At 44.8% G+C, this 12,231-nt stretch carries 10 protein-coding genes; all 10 read left to right on the top strand.

The features are described from left to right. Nucleotides 1-438 precede the first annotated feature (438 nt). The 10 genes from DMB88_RS23225 (at nt 439) to DMB88_RS23180 (ending at nt 12,133) form a co-directional block, all read left to right on the top strand. A complete protein-coding gene (locus DMB88_RS23225; RefSeq protein ID WP_128103256.1) occupies nt 439-1,506 on the top strand; it encodes an AI-2E family transporter in 1,068 nt (355 codons plus the stop codon). A 425-nt stretch (nt 1,507-1,931) separates the two neighbouring features. Beyond that, nucleotides 1,932-4,562, top strand: a complete 2,631-nt coding sequence (alaS, locus tag DMB88_RS23220) for an alanine--tRNA ligase (protein ID WP_128103255.1) — start codon at nt 1,932-1,934, stop codon at nt 4,560-4,562. Nucleotides 4,563-4,793: 231 nt separating this feature from the next. Further along, nucleotides 4,794-5,054: an IreB family regulatory phosphoprotein gene (locus DMB88_RS23215; protein ID WP_090915537.1), complete on the top strand. Its 261-nt coding sequence runs from the start codon at nt 4,794-4,796 to the stop codon at nt 5,052-5,054. 127 nt (nt 5,055-5,181) lie between these two features. Continuing rightward, complete coding sequence (ruvX, locus tag DMB88_RS23210) at nt 5,182-5,598, top strand: Holliday junction resolvase RuvX (RefSeq protein WP_174715350.1); 417 nt, start codon at nt 5,182-5,184, stop codon at nt 5,596-5,598. A 12-nt stretch (nt 5,599-5,610) separates the two neighbouring features. Continuing rightward, on the top strand, nt 5,611-5,910 hold the full coding sequence (locus DMB88_RS23205; protein ID WP_024633075.1) for a DUF1292 domain-containing protein: 300 nt from the start codon (nt 5,611-5,613) through the stop codon (nt 5,908-5,910). Further along, nucleotides 5,911-6,225 (top strand): DUF1292 domain-containing protein, encoded by a 315-nt coding sequence (locus DMB88_RS23200; protein ID WP_128103253.1) that lies wholly within the window; start codon nt 5,911-5,913, stop codon nt 6,223-6,225. A gap of 75 nt (nt 6,226-6,300) precedes the next feature. Next, nucleotides 6,301-7,341: an endolytic transglycosylase MltG gene (mltG, locus tag DMB88_RS23195; protein WP_128103252.1), complete on the top strand. Its 1,041-nt coding sequence runs from the start codon at nt 6,301-6,303 to the stop codon at nt 7,339-7,341. Nucleotides 7,342-7,356: 15 nt separating this feature from the next. Further along, on the top strand, nt 7,357-8,286 hold the full coding sequence (locus DMB88_RS23190; RefSeq protein ID WP_128103251.1) for a peptidase U32 family protein: 930 nt from the start codon (nt 7,357-7,359) through the stop codon (nt 8,284-8,286). Nucleotides 8,287-8,303: 17 nt separating this feature from the next. After that, a complete protein-coding gene (locus DMB88_RS23185; RefSeq protein WP_128103250.1) occupies nt 8,304-9,632 on the top strand; it encodes a peptidase U32 family protein in 1,329 nt (442 codons plus the stop codon). Nucleotides 9,633-9,865: 233 nt separating this feature from the next. Continuing rightward, nucleotides 9,866-12,133 carry a methyl-accepting chemotaxis protein gene (locus tag DMB88_RS23180; protein ID WP_254438320.1) on the top strand — a complete coding sequence of 756 codons (2,268 nt, stop codon included), beginning with the start codon at nt 9,866-9,868 and terminating at the stop codon, nt 12,131-12,133. The last annotated feature ends 98 nt before the right edge of the window (nt 12,134-12,231 follow it).

Genomic DNA, 12,231 nt, shown 5'->3' with positions numbered 1-12,231 from the left:
CCATCTTCTTGGTACTGAAAACCGACCTTTTTGAACACGTACTTAAAGTCAATGAACTTCCTCTATATGCGGTTTGATGACAGTTTCTGTCGTTAAATGCTGTTGCGATATGCAGGACAGGGCATATAGATGTGTGGTTACATAGTAATTCATAGAGTATGGCATAATATATGCTCGACCGGATTACAACATGCGCCTCCTTCTCAGTGAGAAGGAGGCGTTTTTTTGCGTTTAGATATAGTGCGTGTTCAATAAATACGGTTTCGGGCTTTTTTTGAACAACCTCTAGTACGTGTCTGAAAAATTCGAAGTATGCAGCAGGGGCGAAAATGCGGTAAAAGATGCACTTCAGCGAGTTTTGAGACACGTCCTATTAATAAATATTCTCTTTCCTACATATACTGACTTTCAGAGCCAGTCCAAAAGGGAGAGATACAAGTGGAGCAATTAACCAAACACAAGCTGTTCCGTTACGCCATCTGGCTGTTGCTGGGCTTGATTATTTTATATTTTATCTGGCTGTTAAGGCCGTTGTTACTTCATATATATGGATTTCTGAAAACAGTTCTGGCGCCTTTTATTGTAGCTCTGATCATATCTTATGTTCTGAATCCAATCGTAAGTATGCTAGGTGGGCGTAAAGTGCCGCGGACAATTGCTGTACTGCTGATCTATGCCTTTTTCCTGACTTGCATCGGTGTAATCTTGATGAATGTAATCCCTGTATTGATTGAACAACTGGAAGAGTTGAATGAACATATGCCCGAGCTTTCGATGCGAGCCCAAAGTTTGATGAATAGCATGGATAACAAGTTAATGCCGCCAAGTGTGCGCACAGGCATGAATAGCTGGTTTTTTCAGATGGAAGATCGGCTGACGCAAGGGATTACGGTGCTGATGGATAATATCGGAGCAACCATTAATGTATTGTTCAATGTATTTATCGTGCCTTTTCTTATTTTCTATATGCTTAAGGACTTTGAAGTGTTTGAGCGTACCGTTGTTGCCTACTTACCCCGCTCACGTCGCAAGGCCATTGTTTCAGTCATGAAAGAGATTGATGCAGCACTAGGCAATTACATTCGTGGGCAGTTTATCGTGTGTGTGATCGTAGGAATCTTCGCCTATATTGGTTATGTCATTGTCGATATGCCATATGCCTTATTGCTGGCAAGCATTGTTGCTGTGTTTAACATCGTTCCCTATCTAGGGCCATTCCTGGGGGCGGCGCCTGCAGTCGTAATGGCGTCCACCGTATCTCTCAAAATGGTGCTGTTCGTGGTCATCGTTAATACGTTATGTCAGGTATTAGAAAGTAACGTCATATCTCCACAAGTGGTCGGGCGAACATTGCACCTGCATCCGCTGTCGATTATCTTTGCCCTTCTCGTTGGGGGAGAGCTGGCTGGCATTGTTGGACTTATTCTCGCTGTACCTGTCTTTGCCGTCCTGAAAGTGATTATGCAGCATTTCTTCGCATACTATATCAAGCGGAGGATTGAATAAAGCCAGTCTGGAAGCGGAAGTGGCGTGCGTTGACACCTGAAAGGCATACCGATATAATGAAGGTGTATGTTTAGACTATGAAAACGATGATGAAATCAAGTATGCCGGGTTTCCTTTCTCAGAGAATAGACTTCTTCGGAGCAGAGTTGAATCTGCCTGATGGCTGGAAGAGTCTAGAAAGTCGAAGCGGCAGAAAGCTAATTTCGGAGTGCAGGACAACCCTGCCGGAAGCGACCGTTATTCGCATCAACGAGGCGATTGTCTATTTATCCTGGATAAATGGCAATAACCAGGGTGGTACCGCGATAACATCGTCCCTGATATAATCAGGGGCGTTTTTTGTGTTGTTTTTATCGCATGATCATGATTAACAAACCGGGGAGTTACAGCACCGGACATTATAATTAAATTGGAGGAAGACCAACATGAAAGCTAGTGAAATCCGGTCTAAATGGTTAGAGTTTTTTGCAAGTAAAGGTCATAAAATTGAACCAAGTGCATCCCTTGTACCTCACAATGATCCATCCTTGTTGTGGATTAATGCAGGTATGGCGCCGCTCAAACCGTATTTTGACGGTCGTGAGAAGCCGGAGAATCCACGTCTTGCGAACTCGCAAAAATGTATTCGTACGAATGATATCGAAAATGTCGGCAAAACGCGCCGTCACCACACATTTTTCGAAATGTTAGGTAACTTCTCCATTGGAGATTACTTCAAGGAAGAGACGATCGAGTGGGCATGGGAGTTCCTGACAAGCAAAGAGTGGATTGGTTTCGACCCAGAGCGTCTGTCCGTAACGGTATATCCAGAAGACGAAGAAGCGTTCAAACTGTGGAATGAAAAGATTGGTCTGCCTGCAGAGCGGATTATTAAGCTGGACGAGAACTTCTGGGACATTGGTGAAGGCCCTTGTGGACCATGTACGGAGATTTTCTACGATCGCGGCGAAGCTTATGGCAACGACATGAATGATCCAGAGATGTACCCAGGTGGAGAGAATGAACGTTATCTCGAAGTATGGAACTTGGTATTCTCCCAATTCAATCACAATAAAGATGGCAGCTATACCCCGCTTCCGAACAAAAACATTGATACAGGTGCAGGCCTCGAGCGGTTTGCTTCCATTCTTCAAAATGTGGATTCCAACTTCGATACGGATCTGTTCCAACCGATGATTCAAAGAACAGCGGCACTTGCTGGTGTTAAATATAATGATAGCGTCGAAATTGACGTTGCACTAAAAGTTATTGCGGATCACATCCGTACGGTTTCTTTTGCTGTAGGTGATGGCATTTTGCCAGGTAATGATGGCCGCGGATATGTTATCCGTCGTTTGCTCCGCCGTGCAGTGCGTTACGGTAAAGTGCTTGGACTAGACCGTCCGTTCCTATATGAACTGACAACAACGGTCGGTGAGGTTATGGGCGTGTACTATCCAGAAGTGGTGGAGAAGCAAGAGTTCATTGCTAAAGTCATCAAAACGGAAGAAGAGCGTTTCCACGAAACACTTAGCGATGGTTTGGCGATTCTGGCTGATATTAGTGCAGCAGCTAAAGCGGAAGGACGCACTGTTATTAGTGGCCCAGAAGCTTTCAAACTGTATGACACTTACGGATTCCCGTTTGACCTTACAGAAGACTATGCAGCTGAGAATGGTCTCACGGTAGATCGTGAAGGATTCGATGCTTCGATGCAACGTCAACGTGATCTTGGACGTGCAGGTCGTCAGGAGAACGAAAGTATGAAGGCTCAAGGTGGCCCTCTTGCTGATCTGGAGGTTAAAAGCGAGTTTGTTGGTTATACTGACCTGTTGAAGGAAGCAAAAGTGGTAGCTATTGTTGCTGACGAAGCGCTTGTGGATGCTGTCGGTGAAGGGCAGTCTTGCCAGGTCATCCTTGACCAAACACCGTTCTACGCGGAAAGTGGTGGACAAGTTAGTGACCAAGGTTTGTTGCGCGGAGCTAATATGACTGCTAAAGTTCAAGGCTTGTTCAAAGCTCCAATGGGACAACATGTGCATATGGTCGTGGTAGAAGCTGGTGAGCTGCGTGTGGGTGATGTCGTTAAAGCAGAAGTGGATGCGTCCAAACGTGGAGATATTATCAAAAACCATACCGCAACCCACCTGTTGCACAAAGCACTCAAGGATGTACTGGGAACTCACGTTAATCAAGCAGGATCATTGGTTGAACCACAACGTCTGCGTTTCGACTTCTCTCACTTCGGCAGCATTACACCGGAAGAATTGACGGAGATCGAGCGTCAGGTTAACGAACAGATCTGGAATCGCTTGAACGTGAACATTGAATTGAAGGCGATCGATGAAGCCAAGGAAATGGGCGCAATGGCGCTATTTGGTGAAAAATACGGAGATATCGTGCGTGTAGTTCAAGTAGGAGACTACAGTTTGGAACTTTGCGGCGGTTGCCACGTAAATAATACATCGGAGATTGGAATTTTCAAATTAGTAAGCGAAAGCGGAATTGGTTCCGGTGTGCGCCGTATCGAAGCTGTTACGGGTCGTGGTGCATATCTCTATGTTGAGAGTCAGCTAGAACTGTTGAAACAATCGGCTACTTTGCTCAAAGCAAATGTTGCTGATGTACCTAAACGGATTGAAGGCTTGAATCAACAATTGAAAGAAGCAGCAAGAGAAGCAGAATCTCTTCAAAGCAAGCTCAGTGCTATGGAAGCAGGTCAACTCACTGACCAAGTCGTACAAGCTGGTAACACACAAGTATTAGCAGCTCGTGTAGATGCTCCGAACATGGATGCACTGCGGACCGTAGCGGATGAACTGAAAGCGAAACTGCCTAATGCAGTCCTCGTACTAGGTGCTCCCGCAGATGGTAAAGTAAACTTTGTTGTCGCTGTACCTGCAGAGCAAGTGAAGCAAGGTCTTCATGCAGGTAAAATTGTTAAGGAAGTTGCAGCTGTGTGCGGTGGCGGTGGCGGTGGACGTCCAGACATGGCACAAGCTGGTGGTAAGGACGCATCCAAGCTGGATGAAGCACTGAAATTGGCTGTATCACTTGTAAGCGAGCAGGCGGTTTAATTCAATCGATATGCGTTGAATCAAACATTTACAGAGGATGAAGCGAATATAATTTCTGCTTTCAGCTACGAAATGACAGGAACAACATGCTGTAAATCGTAACAGTCAAGCAAAAAACACAATTCGCTTCTCCTTTGTTTACTCGTGACAGTCAGAATATGTTATTATATAAGCAGAAATCAATTCGGCAGGACATGGTCCCCATGTTCATGCAGGAGCGAGGTGTCATCAATGGACTCCATGGATAAGACGGTTAAATTTAATGTGAAAGGTGACGAGCAGGAGGCATCCTCCCAAGAGATTCTTCTCACGGTATATGATGCATTGGTCGATAAGGAGTATAATCCAATCAACCAGATTGTAGGGTATCTGATCTCTGGCGACCCCGCATACATCCCTCGTCACAACAATGCACGCAGCCTGGTTCGGAAAAAAGAGCGCGACGAGCTCATTGAAGAGCTTGTACGTTCTTATCTGGCCAATCACCGGTAATGTACACCGCTTCCGCTGTGATGCAGCCCATGCAGGGCAGCGGGAAATGAACCGACAGTAGTCAGCCTGAAGCTTGAGAGAGAGGATGAGTAGTCCTCCTAAGCAGGCTTGAGGATGGGAGAGCATGATGAAAATATTAGGTTTGGATTATGGGGACCGAAGAATCGGAGTTGCTGTCAGTGACGCCTTCGGTTGGACTGCCCAGGGATTGGAAGTGCTTGAACGCCGCCGGGATGAAGGTGAGTTCGGTCGAATTGCCGAGCTTGTGCGCGAGCACGAGATTAGCGAGATCGTTGTAGGGCTCCCCAAAAACATGAACGGCACCGTAGGTCCGCGGGGTGAAATCTGTATTGATTTTGCCGAACGCCTGCGGGGCGAACTGAATTTACCTGTTCACCTTTGGGATGAACGGCTGACAACCATGGCAGCGGAAAGAACGCTGATTGAAGCGGATGTCAGTCGGAAAAAACGCAAGCAGGTTGTGGACAAAATGGCCGCAAGCTTGATTTTGCAAAACTATTTAGATGCCAACAGTAAAAGGTGAGGGGGATCAACAATGGCTGAAGATCAACTGGGTATGGAAGAAGAATCGGAGATTATTTACATTGCGGATGACGAGGGCAATGAAGAAGAATTCGAAGTCATCATGAAGTTTGAAGTAGATGGTTCGGAGGCCAAGTACATGATGGTTGCTCCGGTTGAGCCTGAGGATGGAGAGACGGATGTATATGCATTCCGTTACGAAGAAGAGGGCGACGACATTAAACTTTTCGTCATCCAAGATGATGCCGAATGGGATATCGTTGAGGAGACGTTTAATACATTCTTAGCAGAAGATGAAGAGGAAGCGAACTAAATGACTGAATACAGCCGCAAAGACCTAAAATGGACAGATTCACTGCGTTTGGCTTTTGGTGCTCATGTTGAGCTCGAGGAAGAGAACGGGAAATCACATCCCTACGACTTGCTGGCTGAATTCGAGGTGCATGGTCAGCAATACGCCGTACTTCGAAGCTCATTGCGTCCTTATGACGAAGTTGAACTTCTGAGAGTATTGCCAGGTAGTGAAGACCAGATCATGCCGGAGTTAGTAACGATTGACGATGATGAAGAGTGGGAGAACATCTCGGAATTATACGATGAATGTACACTTCCCATTGATGAAGATTAATCAGCTTCAAATTGAAGAAACCGGAAGGGCGGAGAAGTCCGCTCTTTTTGGTTGTGTAAAGGAGTTGTTTCTTTTTTGAAAGGGAAAGGTTGGTTAATTCTTCTGCTTGTCATTGTTGTAGCTGCTGGTGGGGCTGGTGCATATGCCTGGAACATGATGCGTCCACTCGAAGCTTCAACAGAGCCGATCGTTTTTGAGATCAAAAGCGGAACAGGAACATCAAAAATTGCAGAACAACTACAGCAAGAAGGTCTTATTCGAAGTGGTTTAGCTTTTAAAGGTTATTTGAAATGGAAGAAGCAAGGATCGAATTTTATGGCAGGTACCTATTCAATGAATCCTGGTGTGTCATATGAGGAGATCGTGAACAAGCTGAATAATGGTGAGGTTGTACCCGAGGAAATGGTGAAGTTTACGATTCCGGAAGGTTATACTGTGCTGCAAATGGCGGATAAATTATCGGAAGAAGGCATTGTGGATCGCGAAGAATTTATCAAGCTCGCCAATGACCCTTCTGCCTTTGATGTAGATATTATTAAAGATGTTCCAGTGGATGAAGAGTTGCGGTACGTACTGGAAGGATATCTGTTCCCTGAAACCTATGAACTCAAAAAGGACAGTTCCACTCATGATGTCATGCAGCGCATGCTGGAGGAGTTCCAAACTAGAGTGAATTCGATTCCGGATCTGGAGAAAGAACTGCAAGAGAAAAACTTGTCGTTGCATGAGTTGCTGACCATCGCGTCGTTGGTGGAGAGAGAAGTTGTAGTTGATGCAGAACGTCCTCTAGTTGCGGGCGTGATCTATAATCGGATTCATCAGGATATGAAGCTGGAGATTGATGCTACGGTGCAATATTTATTGGACAAGCCGAAGGCTAGATTGCTCTTCAAGGATCTAAAAGTAGAGAGTCCCTACAATACGTATCTGAACAAAGGTTTACCACCAGGTCCGATTGCAAGTCCAAGTCTTCCGTCCATTCAGGCGGCTCTTCAACCAGAAGCTTCAGAATACCTGTTTTATGTAACCAAAAAGGACGGTTCGTCTGGGCATTTGTTTGCCAAAACGTATAAGGAACATCAGCAAAATATAGCCAAGAGCAAGGCTGCGCAATAAGCGGAGGGGATGTATATGAGTAAGAAACATGAACTGCTGGTTACAGCAGCGAATGTAAATGAAGCAGAGGTGCTGTTACAGGCAGGTGCGGATGCCCTGTTAATCGGGGATGACCGATTCGGTATGCGACTTCCTGGTAGCTTCACTATAGAAGAGACAGCAGAGGTCGTAGAACTTGCGACGAAACATCAGGCACGTGTCTATGTATCTATGACGAACTTGATGTCCAACGATCTACTGAAGGAATTACCTGAGTATGTTCAAGCACTGGGCAAAATCGGCGTACACGGGGTGGAGTTCAATGATCCGTCGGTGCTTGGAGCTATTCGAGAATATGCTTCGCACATTCAGCTGCATTGGAATGCAGAGATGACTTCAACCAACTATGCCACTGCCAACTACTGGGGGACAAAAGGCGCCAGTCGTGTCGTGTTGGCTCGCGAGCTGAACATGGACGAACTGACGGAGATGGTTCCTTTTCTGAAAGTAGAGGCTCAGGTACAGGTACACGGGATGACTAATATTTATCATTCCAAGCGTAGCCTTGTACAGAGTTATATGTCACATCAGGGTCGTCTTGTGGAGGGGAATCTCGGCAAAGAGCGTGGTTTGTTCTTGATTGAAGCTGAGCGACGGGATGAGAAATTCCCCATCTATGAAGATGTGAACGGAACACATATTATGAGTTCAGAGGATATTTGCATTTTGGAGGATCTACATCTGTTAATGGAGGCAGGCGTGCACAGCTTGAAGATTGAAGGCATTTTGAAGCCGCTAGCCTACAATGTAGCTGTAGTTAAAGCCTACCGAAAAGCAATTGATCATTATATCTCAGATGCTGATGCATATGCCTTCTCCGAAGAGTGGTTAGATGAAGTTCGTGAATTGCAAGATCCTGAACGGGAATTGTCATTTGGATTTTTCTACAAAGAACAAGTGTATTAATAGAAGAGGTGAAGAAAATGGAAACAGTGGCGGTACAGCGGAAGTTCTCCGGCAAACGTAACCGTCTGGATAAACCGGAGCTACTTGCTCCGGCTGGGAATCTGGAAAAACTGAAGTTTGCAATCCATTACGGCGCAGATGCCGTGTATATTGGTGGACAGGCCTACGGCTTGCGTTCGAATGCTGACAATTTTAGCTTTGAGGAAATGCGCGAAGGTGTGGAGTTTGCCAAGAAATACGGCGCGAAAGTGTTTGTGGCAACGAACATCTATGCACACAATGAAGATGTCGAGGGGATTGAAGCGTATCTTCAGAATTTGTATAATGCCGGCATTTCAGCGGTAATCGTTGCAGATCCAGCTATTATTGATGTGGCGCTGCGTGCGGTTCCTGGACTTGAGGTTCACTTGAGTACCCAACAATCAACGCTTAACTGGCAAGCCGTGAAGTTCTGGAAGGATGAAGGGCTGCCACGTGTCGTTCTAGGCCGTGAGACAAGCTTTGAGGAGATCGAAGAGATCAAGGCTCATGTTGATATCGAGATCGAAGCTTTCATCCATGGTGCAATGTGTTCTTCGTACTCTGGGCGTTGCGTATTATCCAATCACTTTACGGACCGGGACTCCAATCGCGGGGGCTGTTGCCAATCCTGCCGCTGGAAATATGATCTATTTGAGGACGCACGAGAAGAAGGTGTATGGGTCAGCGAAGAAGAGATGCAGATGCAAGCTCCTGCTCCATTTAACCTGGGCGAGAATCAGATTCCACTGTTCGAAAAACAGGATAATGCCTTCTCCATGGGTTCCAAAGATCTATGCATGATCGGACATCTCCCTGAATTGATCGACGTCGGTGTGGATAGCTTCAAAATCGAAGGTCGTATGAAATCGATTCACTATGTAGCTACTGTGGTTAACGTATATCGTCAAGCGATTGATGCTTATATGGCTGATCCAGAAAATTATGTGTTGAAACCGGAATGGGTTGAAGAGATGAATAAAGCTGCAAACCGTCCACTAAACACAGGTTTCTTCTATGACACACCAGATCATGAGGATCATATCTATGAGCCAGAAGAAAAAGCAGTTCCTTACGACTTCGCAGGACTCGTTATGGATTATGATGCTGCGACTGGCATGGCGACAATTCAACAGCGCAATCACTTCAAGCCGGGCGATCAGATCGAATTTTTCGGCCCAGGTGGCACATTCTTCAAACAAGTTGTCGGAGAATTGCAGGATGAGGAAGGCAATGTCCTAGATGCTGCAAGACATCCACTGCAACGTGTGAAAATGAAAGTAAATCAACCTATTTCTTATTTCGATATGATGAGAAAAAAGAAATAGTCTTGCAGACCTATAATATAACAAAATAGTATTATGAAATAACAATATTATGTTATCAATTACTAAAAATGACCTCCGTATATCGGTTGATGGGGGTCTTTTTTGTATAGAAAATTAGGAAAAAAGTTGTAAAAAATTTTTGGTTTAGTAAAGGGGAAATAGGAAACCTGTCGAATAATACATGTTTATAGGGGAAAGTAAGAAAAATCCAACAAGTAGGAACTGGCAGGTGAATGGAAATGGTTCAAAAGAAGCAGAGAGAAAATGGGGAAAAGAAGGAAAAGCCGGTGAAGGAAAATAAAGTGTTAAACGTATTGAAGGAAAAGATTACGAAAAAGGGAAAAGCTGTACATAGCAAAGCTGATGGGGCATCAAATAAAAAACCCTTTAAAGTAAAATGGAGCAAGCCAGATTTGAAAAACGTGAAGTGGAAGAACCTAGGGGGTTCAACGTTATCTCAAATTAAGAAAGCGAATCCAATTAAGTCGGTTGGCGTCAAATTGTTCTTTATCTTTTTTGCCGCAATTATGATTTTTGTCGTTAGCTTGGGGCTATTATCTTATAATAAAGCCAAAAACACGATTGAACAAAATGCCTCTCTATCTAATCAAGAGACGATTGAACAAACGAAGCAAAAGCTGGATATTATTTTAGAACGTTTTGTGGATACCTCCACACAGATTTTCTTCGATCCAGAGATGCAATCGTTACTGCAGAAAATGTCTGACAAAAATTTGTCCGCGTATGACTTGTTTGTGAATTCTAGTTCCATCAACAAGCAGTTGTCCAACATCGCATTTACAAACAAATCCATGGAAGCGATTTATTTGGTTCCTACGGATGAAACGAAATCAACGATGGGTACAGGCAATAGTAGTTCCTCCATGGGAAGCATTCGTACTGAGCCTTGGTATGCTGAGCTTACCCAAGCTGGTGGATATCGCTGGTTGCCAACGCAGAATGAAGAAGATGGATCAATGCCAACTTTCCGCATTGCTCGCTCAATGAAGAACTTACAAGGTTCTAATCAATCGTATGTATTAATTATTGAACTGAAATTAGAAGTGCTGGAAGAACAGTTGAAATCACTTGATCTGGGACCGGGCTCAGTGCTGCAGTTGATTGCACCAGACAATAAAGTGGTCGCTTCAACCATTCCAGATCGTACAGGAAAAGATACCGAACTTACATTTTTCAAAGACCTTACTGAGAAGACAGGAAGCCTTAATACAGAATACACAGTGGATGATAAGAACACGGAGATGTTAGCTGTGTATAGCACGATGGAAGCATCCAATTGGAAGTTAATCGGGTTGTTGCCAACGTCCGTATTGGTTAAGGATGCCAAAGGTATTCTTACGCTCACATTGTGGATGGCACTACTTGATGCCGCAATTGCTGTCTTGATCGGTATTTGGATGGTTCGTATGTTTGCTCGTCCATTGGGTAAATTGAAAGATCTGATGCAACAAGGAGCCAAAGGTGATCTTAAAGTTCGTACACCATATACGTCTAAGGATGAGATTGGTCAATTGTCGGCTGCATTTAATGAGATGATGGAGCAGATCACCAAGCTGGTTGAGCAAACGAATCGTTCTGCCCAAGAAGTGCTGGATACAGCGTCAGAGCTCAGCAATGCTTCTAAGAAAACAGCTGTTTCCGCTTCTGAGATCGCTGTGGCTACAGAAGAGATTGCAGGAGGTGCGAGCAGTCTTGCAAACGAGGCTGAGCGTGGTAATGATCTCACGGATAACATCTCTCGTCAGATGGAAAGTGTAGTCGCTGCCAATGAGGAAATGGGACAATCCGCACGTCATGTTGAGAAGTCCAGTGAAACGGGTATTCAGCATTTGAACCAATTGATGACCAAAACCCAGAAGACCGAAGAAATGATCGGTGCACTGGTGAACAAAGTGGATTCCCTTAAAGAGAGCACGTCCTCTGTTCTGAAGGTGCTTGATGTGATGCAAAATATTACGAAGCAAACGAACATATTGTCCCTCAATGCTACGATTGAAGCGGCACGGGCGGGTACAGCGGGTCGTGGATTTATGGTTGTTGCTAATGAGGTTCGGCAATTGGCTGAACAATCCAGAAAGTCGATTGACATGGTTGGTGAAATTACAGACAACATCATGACCGAGATGAACGAAACCGTTGAAGCCCTATCGGACGCGTATCCACTCTTCAAAGAACAAATGGATTCCGTGAAGGATACCAACGTCATCTTTGCTTCAGTTCAGCAACAAATGGGTGCATTTGTAGAACGACTGGATATGGCAACAAACTCGATTGGAGATTTGAACAAATCACAGGTTACGCTATCGGAAGCGATGAGTAACGTTAGCGCTGTAGCTGAAGAGTCATCAGCTACGTCACAAGAGGTTGCTTCGCTCAGTAGTGAACAGCAAAATATTAGTAATCAGTTGGTTAACCTGTCTGATAAGCTGCAGAACGTATCCAACGAATTGAAAGACACCTTGTCACGATTCACCGTGTAATCTTATCTATATCAGATGTAGCATGTGGAAAGTGGCAATACACCATCTGTAATAGAATAATTGTATTATTAATGAGAAGGCCTGTTCCGATGATGGAA

The organism is Paenibacillus sp. DCT19 (genome assembly GCF_003268635.1).
Classification (GTDB): domain Bacteria; phylum Bacillota; class Bacilli; order Paenibacillales; family Paenibacillaceae; genus Paenibacillus.
Note: the sequence above shows the minus strand (reverse complement) of the source record. Positions and strands in the feature narration are given on the sequence as shown.